Source organism: Flavobacterium algoritolerans (assembly GCF_030010385.1).
In the GTDB taxonomy this organism is placed as follows: domain Bacteria; phylum Bacteroidota; class Bacteroidia; order Flavobacteriales; family Flavobacteriaceae; genus Flavobacterium; species Flavobacterium algoritolerans.
On record NZ_JASCRZ010000001.1, the window covers coordinates 592,223 to 610,175 of the forward strand.

Below are 17,953 nucleotides of genomic sequence, written 5' to 3' on the forward strand. Positions count from 1 at the left end.
GAGCAAGAATTTATTGTAAAGTGGCATGTTTATCGTTGAAGATCCATTTGACTAACTGTCAAATTCTTCTTTCAATATTCTCATTACATCTAGAATCGTTTCCTCTTCTAGGTCTGTTCTTCTTACTAAATCTTCCACATCTTGTTTTAAGATACTTTTTGCTGTATCCAAACCAATTTTTGCAAATTCTTCAATCACCCAGTCTTCAATTTCATCTGAAAACTCAGTTAATTCAACATCATCCTCATCAGCTGTAGCACCTGCGACATCTCCTTCACGAATAACGTCTAGCTCATAACCAGTCAATAAACCCGCTAATTTAATGTTGTGTCCACCACGACCAATTGCTTTTGAAACTTCTTCAAGCTTCAAGAAAACTTCTGCTCTTTTTGTATCTTCATTTATTTTAATAGAAGACACTTTTGCAGGACTTAATGCTCTAGTTATAAATAACTGAATGTTGCTTGTATAATTGATAACGTCGATATTTTCGTTTCCTAATTCACGAACAATTCCATGAATACGAGATCCTTTCATACCCACACAAGCTCCTACTGGATCAATTCTGTCATCATAAGAATCTACGGCTACTTTTGCTTTTTCACCAGGAATTCTTACCACTTTTTTAACCATGATTAAACCGTCAAATACTTCAGGAATTTCTTGTTCAAATAATTTTTCCAAAAACTTCTCAGAAGTTCTAGACATAATAATTTGAGGTTTATTTCCTTTTAATTCAACGCTTTCTATTATTCCTCTAACATTATCTCCCTTACGGAAAAAGTCAGAAGGTATTTGTTTTTCTTTTGGCAAAATAATCTCATTCCCCTCATCATCAACCAAAATTACGACTCTTGGACGCACATGGTGTACTTCTGCAGTATAGATATCTCCTATTAAATCTTTAAATTGTTTGTAAAGATTCGTGTTATCATGTTCATGAATTTTAGAAATTAAATTCTGACGCAAAGCTAAAATCGCTCTTCTCCCTAAATCAATTAATTTCACTTCTTCGGAAACTTCTTCGCCAATTTCGAAATCAGGCTCAATTTTTCTTGCTTCAGTCAAAGTGATTTCAAGATGATCAAAATCTAAGTCTTCATCCGCAACGATTACTCTTCTCTGCCATATCTCCATATCTCCTTTATCAGGATTTATAATGATATCGAAATTATCATCTGAACCGTATTTTTTCTTCAATGCATTTCTAAATACATCTTCCAAAATTGCCATAAGCGTTACACGATCAATAAGTTTATCATCTTTAAACTCTGAGAATGAATCGATTAATGCTAAATTTTCCATGCGAATTCTTTAATTAAAATGTTACTGTAACAATTGCTTCTTTTATATCTGCGTAAGGTAATTTAAGTTCTTTTTGAACCGTTTCTTTCCCTTTCCCTATCTTTTTAGGCTCTCTTGCTTTCCAAGACAAAATTACAAAATCATCATTAGCATCCACTAATTCTGCCTCAATAATTTCAGCCGAAGTCTTCACAATCAATGTTCGACCTATATTTTTCTTGTATTGTCTTATTAATTTCAATGGAGAACCAACTCCTACTGACGCTACTTCTAAAGAGTAATCTTGCTCCTCTCTATCCAGATTGCTATCTATGAATTTACTCACATCTATACAATCTTGAAGCGCCACTCCATTATCTCCGTCCAAAGTTACAATAACCTTGAAAGCGTCAGTAATGATAAGGTCTATCAAAAAGATTGACGGCTTTTCTAACAAGCCTTCCGTCAACAACGTATTTACTTTTTCTTTAAATGTCATATTTTTATAAAAAGAGGGGACATTTAGTCCCCTCATTATCTAGATTTTAATAAATAACGGTGCAAATATAGTGTTTTTTTTTATAAACTAAAATAATCGATTGCTGTAAAATAATTTCTTATCTTTATAGGAGCATTAAAATAATAGTTTTTATCATAATTTAACACTTTATAGTTATGAAACGAATTTTAGTCCCTACCGATTTTTCTGAATATGCTGAAAATGCTTTAAAAGTAGCTGCCATAATTGCAAAAAAAAATAATTGTGAAATCTTTTTGTTGCATTTATTAGAATTACCTAACCAAATGAACGACGCAGTAACCGGCGGAAGCAGCATTCCCGAAGTAATGTTATTTATAAAAAAAGCAAACGAAACACTCCAAAAAATCAAGGAACAGCCCTACTTGAATGGAATTTCAGTAAATGCGTCTGTACAATTCGAAAGAGCTTTTAGCGGCATTTTATCTTTTAATAAAAAAAATGAAATTGATTTAATCGTGATGGGCTCGCATGGAACTTCAGACATCGAAGAAGTACTCATTGGGTCCAACACCGAAAAAGTGGTTCGACTCTCAGAAATACCGGTACTGGTTATAAAAAAAGATATTCGCGACTTTAAATTCAACAACTTTGTATTTGCTTCTGATTTTTCAAAAGAGACTAAAAAACCTTTCAAAAAAATGATAGAATTTGCCAAAATATTTAATGCAAATTTATACTTAGTCATGATTTGCACACCCAATAGTTTTAAAACCACCAAAATGTCTGAGGAAATAATGAAAAATTTTATTGCCTCATTTGAAATCGAAAATTACTCTACACACATTTACAATGACGTTAATATAGAAAACGGAATCATTAATTTTACCAATAGCATTGATGCCGATTTGATAGGCCTTTGCACACATGGAAGAACCGGATTTGCTCATTTTTTTAATGGAAGCATCAGTGAAGACTTGGTAAACCACACTGTCAAACCAGTGATAACTTTCAAGATTTAATCAATCCAGACGAAAATTAAACTCCAAAAACAATCTGTTCAATTCATTGCATAAAAAAACCCCTCAAGAATGAGGGGTTTTACGTTGGTCTACAAGGACTCGAACCTTGAAAGACTGCACCAAAAACAGTTGTGTTACCATTACACCATAGACCAGCATTGCTGCTAAGCGAGTGCAAATTTAAAATAAATTTTAGTTTGTACAAATTTATTTTGCCTTTTTATGAAAAAAAATTTGCTAAAAATTCAAAACAACTTGAAAAAATTACAAAAAACCTTTACACTCAATGTGTTATTGAAATGTAATACTTTTCCAGAAAATATTGTTAATGCTATCAAGGTTAAACAAAAAAACATTTTCTTTGTAACTCAAAATTAAATTAAATTTTAGTACATGGATAAAGCAGCATTCAATTTCAATAAATGGAATACAATTATTGGTTGGTTTACATTTGGAATAGCATTATTAACATACACTTTAACTGTTGAACCCACCATGAGTTTTTGGGATTGTGGAGAATACATTGCTACAGCAGCAAAACTTGAAGTAGGCCACCCTCCCGGAGCGCCATTATACCAAATGATTGGTGCGTTTTTCGCCATGTTTGCTTCAGATAACACAAAAATTGCCTTAATGGTAAACATGATGTCTGTATTTTCCAGTGCTTTTACTATTTTATTCTTATTTTGGTCTTCATCGATAATCTTGAAAAAATTAGTTTCTAGATTTTCAGACCCGAATAAAAACAATGACATTGTTATTCTTGGAAGTTCATTCGTAGGAGCCTTGGCCTATACTTTTTCAGATAGTTTTTGGTTCAATGCTGTAGAAGCCGAAGTATATGCTATGGCATCTTTATTCATTGCCTTATTATTTTGGTTGGGTTTACGCTGGGAACAAGACATGGACAAGCCAAGAGGAAACAAATGGCTGCTGATAATCTCTCTTGTTGTCGGGCTTTCATTTGGAGTTCATTTCATGGCATTACTAACAATTCCCGCAATAGGTTTCCTTTACTTTTTCAAAAACTACAAAGTAGTTACCCTCAAAAATTTCATCATTGCAAATGTTGTTGTAATCGCTATTCTATTATTTATTTTCAAATTACTTCTTCCTCTGACTATGGGATTCTTTGGTAAAACCGAAGTTTTCATGGTTAACAGCTTAGGATTACCTTTTGACTCAGGAACTATATTTGTTGCTTTAGTCTTAATTGCTTTCTTTTACTTTGGATTAAAATACACTAAACAAAAAGGTTTCGCATTCTACAATACTATAATCCTTTGTATATTATTTATTCTAATTGGTTTCTCTACATGGATGATGTTACCCATCAGAGCAAATGCAAATACCGTAATCAACGAAAATAAGCCTTCGGATGCTGCCGAAGTTCTCGCATACTACAATAGAGAACAATATGGTGTAAATCCTTTGTTTTACGGCCCTCAATACACAGAAGCGTTTGCTGGTTTAGACAAGGAGAATCCTTATCTGGATAAAGCGCCCAATTACGAAAGAGATTATAAGACCGGAAAATATATTATTACAAATAATTTCAAAAATGCCGAGCAAAATTCAGACAACAATCAAAAAACTATTTTGCCAAGAATGTGGAGCGGTGAGCACATCGAAAACTACATGAATTTTACAAATCCACCTCAATTCAGACTAAATCCTGATTATCCATATGAGGATGATTTAGCCAAATACGGTATCGATCCAAGTCAGTTGAGTGAAGAAGATTACAACAAAGCGATTGCTCAACTAAAAAACGAAACCGAAAAAATTGTTACCGAATTCAGACAAGCTTACGCTCAAAAACAAATTGACAACGAAGGTTATGTAACGTTCTTGAAAAGCTATGGTGATTATTTAATTGTTGAAAAACCAACAACTGCTGACAATTTAGGATTCATGGTTGAATACCAGTTCGGTTATATGTACTGGAGATACTTGATGTGGAATTTTGTTGGAAGACAAAACGACATTCAAGGAAAATACGACTATCTGGACGGGAATTGGCTTAGTGGCATCTCATTTATAGATGAATTACACTTAGGAAGTCAAGACAATCTTCCTTCGGATGTACTGAACAATAAAGGTCGAAATGTATATTTCTTTCTGCCGTTTATACTTGGCTTAATCGGTTTAATGTATCATGCCAATAAAGATTTAAAAAGTTTCTATGTATTACTCGCCTTATTCCTTTTTACCGGAATAGCATTAAAAATCTACTTGAATGAAAGGCCTTTCGAACCTAGAGAAAGAGATTATGCCTTAGTAGGTTCTTTTTATGTATTTGCCATTTGGATAGGCTTTGGCGTTTATGCATTATACGAAAGTGCCCAGAAATATTTAGCCCCAAAACTGGCTGGTCCAATTATTATTGCAGCAAGTTTATTGGCAGCTCCTGTTCTTATGGCTTCTCAAAACTGGGATGATCACGATCGTTCCGGTAAATATACTGCTGTTGCAATGGCAAAAGCATATTTGGAATCATGTGACCCAGACGCCATTTTATTCACAATTGGCGATAATGATACGTTCCCCCTTTGGTACGCCCAAGAGATTGAAAAAGTGAGAACGGATATCAAAATTGTAAACACAAGCCTTTTCATGACTGATTGGTATATCGATCAGATGAAAACTAAAACATACGAATCAGATGCTCTTCCTATTTCATTTACACACGATGAATATGTAGGGGATAAACTGGATTATGTAGCTCACATTCCAAAAATTGAAAGTCGTTGGGACATAAAAGACTTTATCAATTTTATTAAAAATCCAAAATCAACTGTAGACATGCAAAACGGACAAACAATCCATTTTTATCCTACAAATAAGATCCGAATTCCTGTTGACAAAAATACAATCATAAAAAACAAAGTGGTTAATCCTAAGCACAATGATTCTATTGTTCCTTACATCGACTTGGATATAAAAGGAAATGCATTGTACAAAAACAGATTGATGATGCTAGATATTGTTGCTAATAACAACTGGAAAAGACCAATCTATTTTAGCGGTGGTGCATTTGACAACGAAGATTATATCTGGATGAAAGAGTACCTTCAATTAGAAGGAATGGTATACAAACTTGTTCCAATAAAAACCGTTTTGTCAAAAGACGCAAGTCCTCTTAATATGGGACAAATAGACACTGATAAAATGTACGCAAAAGTTATGAAATGGGACTGGGGAAACAGTGAAAGCCCAAAAATTTATCACGACCCTGAAACACGCAGAAATAGCATAACATACAGAACCAACCTTTCAAGATTAATGAATCAATTAATTATTGAAGGACAAAAAGATAAAGCAAAAAACATTATCGATTTGGCGATGACAAAAATGCCGTTGGAATATTTTGACTATTACTCTCTAGTAGAACCTTTTGCTGGTGGATATTACAAAATTGATGAAAAATTAAAAGCACAACAATTGCTAAGCAAATTAATACTAAAATACAGAGAAAACCTTAATTATTATGGCAATCTAAAATCTTCTGAGCAAACTAGTATTGCCATTCCTATTATCACAGATATTGAGCGATACAGAAGCCTTTTGACCGTAATGAAAGAAAATGGAGATTTAGATTTCTACAACAAAAATAAAATGGTATTCAATACTTATATTAAAATGTTTGACCGCTTTGGACGCGAAAAAGAATAATTTTAAATAGAAAACTCTAATTATAAAAAGTAGCGATATTGAAAAATGTCGCTACTTTTTTTTAATTTTAAAACTAAAAAATGAAACTGTACTGGATAAAAACAAGTCGGATTATAAAAAAGATTTTCTCAAATTATACTTGGGATATTTCCAGTACAGGAAGCATTAAGACAGTCTACCTTACATTTGACGATGGACCTATTCCAGAAGTTACAGAATGGGTTTTGAAGGAATTAAAAAAGCACGATGTAAAAGCTACTTTTTTTTGCATTGGAGATAATATTGATAAAAACCCTGAAATATTCAAAAAGGTAATTAGCGAAGGTCATTCCATAGCAAACCACACATTCAATCATTTAAACGGTTGGAAAACATCAACTAAAGTTTACATTGAAAACACTAGACTGTGCGAAGAAGCAATTCAAAAAAACAGTCCTTCTAATCTAAAATCTAAACTGTTTCGTCCACCATATGGTAAAATAAAAGCATCTCAGTCTAGAAAAATAAGGGAACTGGGTTACAAAATAATTATGTGGGATGTCCTCAGTGCTGATTTTGACCAAACTTTATCGCAAGAACAATGTTTAAAAAATGCAACATCAAATCTAAGACCAGGAAGCATTATTGTTTTCCACGACAGTATAAAAGCCTTTAAAAACTTAGAATACGTATTGCCTAAAACATTAGCTTATTTAAAAGAAAACAATTTTAATTGTGAGGTGTTGTAATGAAATGCGTTACAATTGTTCTTGAACAATACTAATAATAGTATTCGCATCTAATTCTCCGGATTGTCTCCAAATCATTTGACCTTGTTTATAAATCATTAACGTAGGTAAGCCTTTAATGCGCAAAGCATCGGCTAATTCTTGATTTTTATCCACATCAATCTTTATGACTTTTGCTTTATCACCAAGAGCGGCTGCTACATCTCTAATTACAGGATGCATTGAAACTGAAGGCTCATTCCATTCCGTGTAAAAGTCTATTAACACAGGTACTTGAGCGTTTATAAGTTCTCCAAATTTTGACATAAAACCAAAAATTTAATTTTTTAAATTCACTAAAAAGAGATATTTATTTTACAAATGTAGCATTTTAAACGAATTATGCCACATTAACACCTTTTTTTAGTTCGATGACCGTTATTTCCGGCATTATTCCCACTCTGCCCGGATAAGCATGAAAACCAAAGCCTCTATTTACATAAACGTATCTTCCGAGGTTTTCATATAATCCAGCCCATTGTTTGTATACATATTGTGCCAAACTCCATTTAAAATAACCTGGTATTTCGATTCCAAACTGCATTCCGTGTGTATGACCCGATAGTGTAAGATGGAAATTTTTATCATGATGTTGTACTTCATATTCCCAATGCGAAGGATCGTGACTCATCAAAATTTTAAAATCTTCTTTATTTACATATTGAGAAGCTTTGTCAATATCTCCTGCTTTTTTGAAATTATGCCCCCAGTTTTCTACGCCAATTAATGCAATTTTTTCATCTCCTTTTTCAATAAAGGTATGTTCGTTTAGCATTAATTTAAAACCAATTTGTCCATATAAATCTTTAATGGCTTTAAAATTATCTTCTTTTGCCACCTCAGAGGGCCAAGTTACATATTCTCCATAATCGTGATTTCCTAAAACGGAATATTTACCATATTCATGTTTTTTAATCCTGTTAAAGGTCTCTATCCATGGATGCATTTCTTTGGCATCAGTATTCACAATATCTCCGGTAAACAAAATCATGTCTGAATTTTGCTCATTTACTAAATCTATTGCATAATTAATTTTCTCGGGATTATCAAAACTTCCGCTGTGAACATCTGAAATTTGAGTAATCGTAAAACCATCAAAAGCATCTGGTAAATCCGGGAAAAATATACGTTGCTTGATGACTTTATAATTGTATTTACCTATAGTCACCCCATATATTAAAGATAAAAAAGGAACAGCTGCTAATCCTAATCCTATTTGACTGATAAACTTTCTTCTTGAATTCAGAAAGTCTGTGTTTTTATCATAATTGACAAAATAGTTAACCGTTCCGGCACCTAATCTAAAGATGTCTTCTCCCATTAATATCAATGTCAAAATTAATTTTGGAACATAAACAATAAGCAGCAAACCCATGACAACCATCATTTGTTTGGTCTGACCTACACTTCGGTCAAATTGCATCAAAGAATAAACAATATATACTAAAACTAATATGCTTATAATCTGAATTGAAAACAATATTGGCTTTGATTTTATTAAAGTTTTTAATACTTGAAAAGTATAAAGCTCAATAACAAGAAGGATTAAGCACAAGAATACGATACGAAAGATCATTTTAAAAAAATTTTTAACAAAATAACAAAACAATTAACCAGAATGGTTTTTTATTAATTAAAATTTAACGGTTGATTAAACTTAAAAGGCTCCTGCGATTTAGGAATATGGAATACAAATAAAAACCGCATTATTTAGGTTTAAAATAATGCGGTTTTTAGATTATATAAGCTTTTACTATTTTACAACTAATGTCATATTTGGAGTTATGATACTATCATTATTATTAGTAGATGAATACCTTTGCGCAAAAACCTCTATATAATCAGAATTTGACAACTCGACTAATGCATTTAATGGTAATACTAAAATATCATTTACAGCTGCTCCACGACCATAGATCTTATACTGCGAAATTGGTGTACCATTCTTAGAAATATAAATTATATAAGTACCTATAGCTGGAACTTGAAACGAAATAGAACCCGTAACTTGGAAAAAACGTTTCTTTTTACCTAAATATATAAGTTTATTACTAACTCCCCCGGTAGAAAATCTAAATAAATTTGATGAGGCAGAGACACCCGCAACCTTTATAATAGAAGTTGGATTTGATCCAGAGAAACCCGTAGAAGCACCAGAACCTACAGCATAATCCACTGAAAACTCACCCACTGCTGATGCATCAATTTCAGTTGGAATTCCTGCACAACGAACACTCCAATTATTATCAAAATTATATCCTGAATAAATTGCAGGACTATATCCGTTTACATATTTTCCTGTTGTTACTGTTCCTGTAAAAACAACCGTTTCCATAACGGCATCTCCCGTTATTGTTGGGTTAGAAGATACGTCAAAACCAATAGCTGCTCCAGAAACCTCGCTAAATCCTCCTTGCTTTTGCACTAATCCAAATGTCCCTTGTAATTTTTCATAGGTTCCTCCATTATTACTAAACCACGCTGCATTACTTATCAATAATTTACCGATAGAATCATAAACAATACCAGTAGTATTTCCAACATATTGAACTATACTGACAAAAACTAATCCAAAACCAGTTATAGAACCCACATTAGAAGAACCTGCAATTACTGTATCTCTGATAATTATATTTTGTGCTGCTGTTCCACTCAAGTTAAAAACTTTTCCTCCTCCGGTAACCTGAATGGTAACATTTCTAATACTTCCCCCTGTTGAACCATCAAACAGATTTCCAGATGTTCTAACTAACTTATCCTCATTAGCATCCTGACCTGAAATATAGGCATTGTTTAAATCAACTGGCAAATCAAAAATTATGGTTCCATTTATTTCATAATAAGTGTTAACATCCAAAACATACTTCGCATTACTTCCCGCAACCTTCTCTGCTGCCAAAACTGTCGCTAAAACATCTGTAGATTTTATACGTTTAAACTTTAATCTGCCTGTTGTGCCACTATTCATTACATTCCATGCTGTTAACGTTGAATTGTAATGATAAAAAGATTTCAAATCTGTATCATAAACCATTAAGCCATCAGCTGGAGACGCAATAGCCAATCTTTGTGCAGTTGTCATTCTGGGCGTTAACATCCCTTGAGTTGTTGATGAAACATCCAATACGGAACTCGCATGTGGTGTAATTGTTCCTATACCTACTTGGGCAAACACATTTGTTGTTATTATCATGAAAAATAACACACAGGCTTGTAATACCTTTTTTGAAAAATAATTTTTTCTCATAATATAACGAATTAAAGATTAAACATAAAGAACCTTACCGACTTAAAACTTCTTGTATAAAATTACATAAAAACAACGTTTAAATACATAAATAATCGTTTAAAAGCATTATTTTATTAAATGTATATTTATATTCTTACAATTTTATCATTTGAAAATGATTGCCTATCACAGATTAATAGCAATTTTCTTTCAAATCATTATTCGCAATTTTTCTCCAAATAAAGAATTGATTACTTAATTTTAAAGACGAAATTTTCAGAAACAAAAAAATGGGCTTTAGTAACAATCATAATAAATATTTCAAACCTTCACTCCTTTATCTCACAAGTTTTGTACTTTTGAAAACTTTACAAAATCATAATTATGTCACAACAAAAACGCCTTTTCCTTCTTGATGCTTATGCCTTAATTTTTCGTGGTTATTATGCTTTCATAAAAAACCCAAGAATCAACTCTAAAGGGATGGACACATCAGCCATTATGGGATTTATGAACTCCCTGATGGATGTAATAAAAAGAGAAAAACCAGATCATTTAGCAGTTGCTTTTGACAATGGCGGAAGTCAATTAAGAAATGATATATTTCCAGAATACAAAGCGCATCGTGATGCAACCCCCGAAGCTATTAAAATTGCTATTCCATATATCCAAGATTTACTGAAAGCCATGCATATTCCTATCATAGAGGTAAAAGGATATGAAGCTGATGATTTAATTGGTACAATTGCTAAACAAGCCGAAAAACAAAACTACAAAGTCTTTATGGTTACTCCTGACAAGGATTTTGCACAACTCGTTTCGGAGAATATATTCATGTACAAACCCGCCCGAATGGGGAACGGAATAGAAATTTGGGGGATTCCGGAAGTTTTGGCAAAATTTGAAATCGAAAGACCAGACCAAGTAATTGACTTTCTTGGAATGATGGGCGATGCTGCCGATAATATCCCCGGACTTCCTGGTGTAGGCGAAGTAACTGCTAAAAAACTTTTGAAAGAATTTGGAACCATGGAAAATCTTTTAGCCAATACAGACAAGCTAAAAGGAAAAATGAAAGAAAACATTGAAGCCAATAAAGAAAAAGGATTATTATCCAAAACTTTGGCGACAATTTTACTGGACTGCCCCGTTATTTTTGACGAAACGGATTATGAATTATCAACTCCCGATGTCGAAAAAACAGATGCGCTTTTTAATGAATTAGAGTTTAGAAGAATGGCGGAGCAATTTGACGCTATATTTAAAAAAGGCGGAACTGCAACCACTAACAACAATCCGGTTGACGAAACCAAACTATACAAAAAACCACAACCAAAAAACGAAGACCAATTCGATCTTTTTGGAAGTGCCATTCAAGATGATTCTTCAGAAGAAACCCGTCATCAATATTATAGTTCACTAGAAAACACAGCGCATTCCTATCAGATAATTCAAGGTGATTTAGGAATGAAATTACTGTTGCAAAATTTACAAAAACAATCTTCAGTGTGTTTTGACACAGAAACAACTGGACTAGATGCTTTGCACGCCGAATTAGTTGGAATCTCATTTTCGTATGAAAAAGGAAAAGGCTTCTATGTTCCTTTTCCAGAAAACCAACAGGAAGCACAAACTTTAATCGAGAAATTCATTCCTTTTTTCGAAAATGAAAACATCGAGAAAATTGGCCAAAATTTAAAATATGATTTAAAGATTCTTTCTAATTACAATGTTACCGTGAAAGGAAAATTATTCGATACGATGATTGCACATTATCTGATTAATCCGGATATGCGTCATAATATGGATATTTTGGCAGAAACATATTTGAAATATTCACCTCAATCCATTGAAACGTTAATTGGTAAAAAAGGAAAAAACCAAAAATCAATGCGCGACGTTGTATTGGAAGAAATCAAAGAATATGCCGTTGAAGATGCTGATGTTACCTTGCAACTCAAGGAAATATTTACTTTAGAATTAGACAAAACCGGAACCAAAAAACTTTTTGAGGAAATCGAAATTCCATTAGTAAAAGTTCTGGCTGATATGGAAAAAGAAGGGATTCGTGTCGATGTAGATTTCTTGAAATCGCTTTCAAAAACATTAGACGATGACATTAAAATATTAGAGGCAAATATTTTTGAAACTGCAGGAGAAAAATTTAATCTGGCTTCTCCAAAGCAATTAGGCGATGTTTTATTCGATAAATTAAAAATTGGAGGTGTAAAACAAAAGAAAACCAAAACCGGTCAATATGCAACCGGAGAGGAAATCTTGAGTTATTTAGCAGCCGAAAACCCAATTGTAAAAGACATTCTGGATTGGCGACAATTAGTAAAATTACAAAATACTTATGTCGAGGCTTTGCCAAACCAAGTAGATAAAATCACGCAGCGCATCCACACCGATTATATGCAAACCGTTGCCGCAACAGGCCGTTTGAGTTCAAATAATCCGAACTTGCAAAACATTCCCATTCGTACGGAACGAGGAAGACAGATTAGAAAAGCATTCGTGGCTCGAGATGAAAATTACACCTTGGTTTCTGCGGATTATTCCCAAATAGAATTGCGAGTAATTGCGGCATTGAGCGGTGAAGAAAATATGATTAAAGCATTCCAAAACCACGAAGACATTCACAAATCTACTGCTTCAAAAGTATTTAATGTTCCGCTCGAAGAAGTAACTCGCGAACAACGAAGTCACGCCAAAACGGTAAATTTTGGAATTATATATGGGGTTTCAGCTTTTGGATTGAGCAATCAAACTAACTTATCTCGAAAAGAGAGCGCTGATTTAATTGAGGCCTATTACCAAACCTATCCAAGATTAAAATCCTACATTCAAGAACAAATAGATTTTGCGAGAGACAATGGTTATGTGCAAACCATCCTAGGACGTCGTCGTTATTTGAAAGATATCAATTCGCAAAACGCCATTGTTCGCGGTGGTGCAGAACGAAATGCGGTAAATGCACCAATTCAAGGAAGTGCTGCAGATATTATCAAAATTGCAATGATTAATATTCATGAAAAACTAACCTCCGAAAATTGGAAAAGCAAAATGCTGCTTCAGGTGCATGATGAGCTTGTTTTTGATGTTCATAATTCGGAACTCGAAAAAATCCAACCGATGATAAAACACGAAATGGAACACGCTTTCAAACTTGATGTTCCTTTGGATGTTGATTTAGGGTTAGGAAAAGATTGGCTGGAAGCACATTAAATATCTTCCATCATACTCATAAAAAAAATCTCTAATCATTTAAAACGATTAGAGATTTTTTTTAAACCTATTATTAAATGAGTTTCTACAACTTCCTAGTTGACTCTCTTTCTTTCAATTTTGTTTTGATTACCACCGTTTCATAAGGCAGATCTTCTTCTTTGGATTCTAACCTGTCAATAAGCAATTTAGCGGCCACCTCACCTATTTCGATTCCATGCTGACTCACCGTTGTTAAACTTGGAGATAATCTTCTGGAAGCCAGAATTCCATCGGCAAAACCAATGATAGAAATTTCTTCCGGTACTTTATATCCTTTTTTAAGCGCAATACGCAAAGCTGCTACTGAGTCATTTTCTTCAAGAGCAAAGATTCCATCAATTTTATTTTCAAAAACTTTTTCGATTTTATCCTTTAAATCATCTTCAGAATCCGTTCTTAAAATGATATCGTTGTTTACAGCAATATTATTGTTTTCCAATGCTTTCAAATATCCATCGGCTCTTAATTTACCTACACTTAAATTGTCAATAGAGGATAACAAGGCAATATTCTTGCATCCTATATCAATTAAATGTTGTGTTGAATTTAAAGCGGAGTCAAAATCATCAACAATTACTTTGTCACAATCTACGCCATCTGCAATACGATCAAACATAACAATTGGAGTTCCATCATTAATGATTGCGGAGAAATGGTCGTAATCCTGATTTTTTTGTGCTTCTTCAGAAACCGAAACAATAAATCCATCGATAGTTCCATTACTTAGCATTTCCAGCGTATGGGCTTCTTTTTCTGATGATTCGTTAGAGATACACATAATCACATTGTATCCTTTTTCGTCGGCTATTTTTTCGATACCGCTAAATACTTTGGCAAAAAAAGAATTTAAAATATTTGGAATAATTACACCAATGGTTTTTGTCTTTCTATTTTTAAGGTTCAGACCAATAACATTGGGTTTGTAATTTTTAAGCTTAGCATATTCTTTAATTTTAACTTTCGTCTGCTCGCTAATCTCCGGGCTATCGTTCAACGCTTTAGAAACTGTAGAAACAGAAACATTCAGTTCTTTAGCGATTTGTTTTAAAGTTGCTTTAGCTTTCATAAGAGATATATTTGACGTAATTTATATGATAAAAACAGTTACAAGATATGAATAATTAAAATATTAACTGTTTAAATGTCAAAAATAGCCAATAAAATGTAAAATTTGCTTCCAAATATTAGAAATATACAATAAAATTAAATAAAAACAGCAGCGCCTTGAATTCAACTCATCAACAAGTACGAAACACAAATTCAATCTTAGAATATTATTTTAAATATACATTTGATTATCAGAGTAAAAACAAGAAAAAAATATTCATTTAAGGTATTTGTATTTAAAATAATTAATTGTACTTTTGCAACCCCTTTATTGGGGATGGAATGTTTAATTAAAAATATATTATGGACGCATTAAGCTACAAGACACAATCAGCAAGCAAAGCCACCGTTACTAAAGAGTGGATTGTTGTAGATGCTGATGGTCACAACTTAGGTCGTCTTGCTTCAAAAGTCGCTATGATTTTGAGAGGTAAGTACAAGCCAAGTTACACACCACACGTGGACTGCGGTGATAACGTAATCGTTATCAACTCAGAAAAAATTAACCTTACAGGTAACAAAATGGATGAAAAAACATACATCCGTCACACAGGTTATCCAGGAGGTCAAAGAACTTTAACTGCTAAAGTATTGCAATCAAAAAACCCTGCATTACTAGTTGAAAAAGCAATAAAAGGAATGTTACCTAAGAATAAATTAGGTGCTGAACTTTTTAGAAATTTAAATGTTGTTGTAGGATCTGAGCACAAACAAGGCGCTCAAAAACCTAAAACAGTTAACCTTAACGATCTTAAGTAATGGGAGTTATTCACAAAATCGGTAGAAGAAAAACCGCTGTTGCACGTGTTTATGTTTCAGAAGGAACAGGAGTAATCACTGTAAACAAAAAAGCATTCGAAACGTACTTCCCAACTGCAACTTTACAGTACAAAGTATTACAGCCTATGTCTATGACAGAAAATGTAAGCAACTTTGACGTAAAAGTTAACGTTTACGGAGGTGGTTCAACTGGTCAAGCAGAAGCTGTAAGAATGGCATTGGCACGCGTTATGTGTGAAGTAAATGCTGAAAACAGAGCTATCTTGAAACCAGAAGGTTTATTAACAAGAGATCCAAGAATGGTTGAACGTAAGAAATTCGGTCAGAAGAAAGCTCGTAAGAGATTCCAATTCTCTAAACGTTAATATTACCTGTCTTGTTCAAATGGGACAAGACATCGTTCATTTATTATTGAATTTAAAAAAACAGTTGTTGTTGCTCTCCTACTGAGGTAGGAAATAGTTTAGCATCTAAATGTATAAAGCCGGGAAGCCGCCATTTATTCATTGCTAATCAACAGAACGTAAACTAGAACAAAATGGCAAACAAAGTAGAAGTAAAAGAATTACTAGAAGCAGGTGTTCACTTCGGACACATGACTAGAAAGTGGGATCCAAACATGGCTCCTTACATTTATATGGAGCGTAATGGTATTCACATTATCAATCTATATAAAACTGCAGCAAAAATTGAAGAAGCTAATGAAGCTTTGAAAAAAATCGCTGCATCAGGTAGAAAAATATTATTTGTTGCTACCAAAAAACAAGCAAAAGACATCGTTGCTGAAAAAGCAAAAGCTGCAAACATGCCTTACATCACTGAAAGATGGCCTGGTGGAATGCTAACTAACTTCGTAACTATCCGTAAAGCTGTTAAAAAAATGGCTACTATTGATAAAATGAAGAAAGATGGTACATTCATGACTCTTTCTAAAAAAGAGCGTTTGCAAGTTGATCGTCTTCGTGCTAAATTAGAGAAAAACTTAGGTTCAATCGCTGACATGTCAAGACTACCAGCTGCATTGTTCGTAGTTGATATCAAAGCGGAACATATCGCAATAAAAGAAGCTCAAAAATTAAACATTCCAGTTTTTGCAATGGTTGATACAAATTCTGATCCTCGTGAAGTAGAATATGTAATTCCTGCAAATGATGATGCTTCTAAATCAATTGATAAAATTTTATCTTTAGTTACTGCTGCAATTGTTGAAGGACTTTCTGATAGAGGTTCTGACAAAGAAGCTGAAGCTACTGCTGAAGTTGTTGCTCCTGCTGCTGAAGCTGTAGAAGTAGCTCCTGCTGTAGAAGCTGCTGCTCCAACTGCAACTGAAGAATAAATAAACATTTAATTCCAAGTTTTAAATTCCTCTCCAAAAAAAATTAGAAACCTAAAGTTGATAATTTAATAAAATTGGAAATTGGATTTAACACTTGGAATTTTTTACTTTTAACCTTAAAAAATAATACAATATGGCAACAATTACTGCTGCAGACGTAAATAAATTAAGAACAATCACTGGTGCAGGTATGATGGACTGCAAAAAAGCCTTGGTTGAAGCAGACGGAGATTTTGATTTAGCTATCGAAAACTTACGTAAAAAAGGACAGAAAGTAGCTGCAAACCGTTCAGATAGAGAATCTACTGAAGGTGCTGCAATTGCTGTTGTAAATGCTGACAAAACTGCTGGAGTTGTTATCACATTGAACTGTGAGACTGACTTCGTAGGGATGAATGAGAACTTTGTAAAAATGGCTACTGAAATGGCTAATTTAGCATTGAACTTCAATACTAAAGAAGAATTTTTAGCTGCTGACTTCAACGGAATTACTGTTGCTGATAAATTAATCGAGCAAACAGGAGTTATCGGTGAAAAATTAGAAATCAGAACTTTCGAAAAATTAGAAGGTGCTTTCATCGGATCTTACATCCACTCTGGAAACAAAATCGCTACTTTAGTTGCTCTTTCTGCAAATGTTGAAGGTGCTGACGAAGTTTCAAGAAACGTATCTATGCAAGCAGCAGCTATGGCTCCTATTGCATTAAACGAAGAAGGTGTTGATGCTGAAACTATCGCTAAAGAAATCGAAATTGCTAAAGACATCCTACGTCAAGAAGGAAAAGCTGAAGCAATGTTAGACAATATCGCTAAAGGTAAACTAGCTCGTTTCTTTAAAGACAACACTTTAGTAAACCAAGATTACATCAAAGACAACAAATTAAGCGTTGCTGCTTATGTTAAATCTTTAGACAAAGATCTTATCGTTACAGGTTTCAAAAGAGCTGCTTTAGGATAATCATTCTAAAATCGTTTCAGAATTATAAATTTATTTACAATTCTGAT

At 33.4% G+C, this 17,953-nt stretch carries 14 protein-coding genes and 1 tRNA gene; 8 read left to right on the top strand and 7 right to left on the bottom strand.

Annotation, left to right across the window (positions count from 1 at the left end; all coding sequences use genetic code 11):
• Window positions 1-51: 51 nt before the first annotated feature.
• Both nusA and rimP read right to left on the bottom strand, forming a co-directional pair.
• Complete coding sequence (gene nusA, locus QLS65_RS02540; protein WP_282710868.1) at window positions 52-1,305, bottom strand: transcription termination factor NusA; 1,254 nt, start codon at window positions 1,303-1,305, stop codon at window positions 52-54.
• A gap of 13 nt (window positions 1,306-1,318) precedes the next feature.
• Window positions 1,319-1,783, bottom strand: coding sequence for a ribosome assembly cofactor RimP (gene rimP / locus QLS65_RS02545; protein WP_282715016.1), 465 nt, complete (start codon window positions 1,781-1,783; stop codon window positions 1,319-1,321).
• A gap of 176 nt (window positions 1,784-1,959) precedes the next feature.
• On the opposite strand from rimP, the gene QLS65_RS02550 reads away from it, so the two are divergent.
• Window positions 1,960-2,784 (top strand): universal stress protein, encoded by an 825-nt coding sequence (locus QLS65_RS02550; protein ID WP_282715018.1) that lies wholly within the window; start codon window positions 1,960-1,962, stop codon window positions 2,782-2,784.
• Window positions 2,785-2,868: 84 nt separating this feature from the next.
• On the opposite strand, the gene QLS65_RS02555 is transcribed toward QLS65_RS02550, so the two are convergent.
• Window positions 2,869-2,939, bottom strand: a tRNA-Gln gene (locus tag QLS65_RS02555).
• 238 nt (window positions 2,940-3,177) lie between these two features.
• Here QLS65_RS02555 and QLS65_RS02560 point away from each other — a divergent pair.
• Both QLS65_RS02560 and QLS65_RS02565 read left to right on the top strand, forming a co-directional pair.
• The gene (locus QLS65_RS02560; protein ID WP_282715020.1) at window positions 3,178-6,459 is read left to right on the top strand and encodes a glycosyltransferase family 117 protein; all 3,282 of its coding nucleotides are present in this window, start codon (window positions 3,178-3,180) and stop codon (window positions 6,457-6,459) included.
• An 80-nt stretch (window positions 6,460-6,539) separates the two neighbouring features.
• The gene (locus QLS65_RS02565) at window positions 6,540-7,187 is read left to right on the top strand and encodes a polysaccharide deacetylase family protein (protein ID WP_282715022.1); all 648 of its coding nucleotides are present in this window, start codon (window positions 6,540-6,542) and stop codon (window positions 7,185-7,187) included.
• A 9-nt stretch (window positions 7,188-7,196) separates the two neighbouring features.
• On the opposite strand, the gene QLS65_RS02570 is transcribed toward QLS65_RS02565, so the two are convergent.
• The 3 genes from QLS65_RS02570 to QLS65_RS02580 form a co-directional block, all read right to left on the bottom strand.
• Window positions 7,197-7,493, bottom strand: coding sequence for a thioredoxin family protein (locus QLS65_RS02570; RefSeq protein ID WP_099714276.1), 297 nt, complete (start codon window positions 7,491-7,493; stop codon window positions 7,197-7,199).
• Window positions 7,494-7,566: 73 nt separating this feature from the next.
• Window positions 7,567-8,802 (bottom strand): metallophosphoesterase, encoded by a 1,236-nt coding sequence (locus tag QLS65_RS02575; RefSeq protein ID WP_282715024.1) that lies wholly within the window; start codon window positions 8,800-8,802, stop codon window positions 7,567-7,569.
• A 177-nt stretch (window positions 8,803-8,979) separates the two neighbouring features.
• Window positions 8,980-10,473: a hypothetical protein gene (locus QLS65_RS02580; protein ID WP_282715026.1), complete on the bottom strand. Its 1,494-nt coding sequence runs from the start codon at window positions 10,471-10,473 to the stop codon at window positions 8,980-8,982.
• 366 nt (window positions 10,474-10,839) lie between these two features.
• On the opposite strand from QLS65_RS02580, the gene polA reads away from it, so the two are divergent.
• Entirely contained in the window at window positions 10,840-13,683 is a 2,844-nt protein-coding gene (polA, locus tag QLS65_RS02585; protein WP_282715028.1) for a DNA polymerase I, read from the top strand.
• An 85-nt stretch (window positions 13,684-13,768) separates the two neighbouring features.
• Here polA and QLS65_RS02590 read toward each other — a convergent pair whose 3' ends face one another.
• The gene (locus QLS65_RS02590; protein ID WP_121342895.1) at window positions 13,769-14,791 is read right to left on the bottom strand and encodes a LacI family DNA-binding transcriptional regulator; all 1,023 of its coding nucleotides are present in this window, start codon (window positions 14,789-14,791) and stop codon (window positions 13,769-13,771) included.
• 344 nt (window positions 14,792-15,135) lie between these two features.
• On the opposite strand from QLS65_RS02590, the gene rplM reads away from it, so the two are divergent.
• The 4 genes from rplM to tsf all read left to right on the top strand — a co-directional run bounded on the left by rplM (window position 15,136) and on the right by tsf (window position 17,906).
• Complete coding sequence (gene rplM, locus QLS65_RS02595; protein ID WP_035669714.1) at window positions 15,136-15,591, top strand: 50S ribosomal protein L13; 456 nt, start codon at window positions 15,136-15,138, stop codon at window positions 15,589-15,591.
• A complete protein-coding gene (gene rpsI, locus QLS65_RS02600) occupies window positions 15,591-15,977 on the top strand; it encodes a 30S ribosomal protein S9 (RefSeq protein ID WP_066080508.1) in 387 nt (128 codons plus the stop codon). Before rplM ends, rpsI begins: the two co-directional genes overlap by 1 nt.
• Before the next feature lie 173 nt (window positions 15,978-16,150).
• Window positions 16,151-16,948, top strand: a complete 798-nt coding sequence (gene rpsB, locus QLS65_RS02605; protein ID WP_282710879.1) for a 30S ribosomal protein S2 — start codon at window positions 16,151-16,153, stop codon at window positions 16,946-16,948.
• Window positions 16,949-17,081: 133 nt separating this feature from the next.
• Window positions 17,082-17,906, top strand: a complete 825-nt coding sequence (gene tsf, locus QLS65_RS02610; protein ID WP_099714269.1) for a translation elongation factor Ts — start codon at window positions 17,082-17,084, stop codon at window positions 17,904-17,906.
• Window positions 17,907-17,953: the final 47 nt, after the last annotated feature.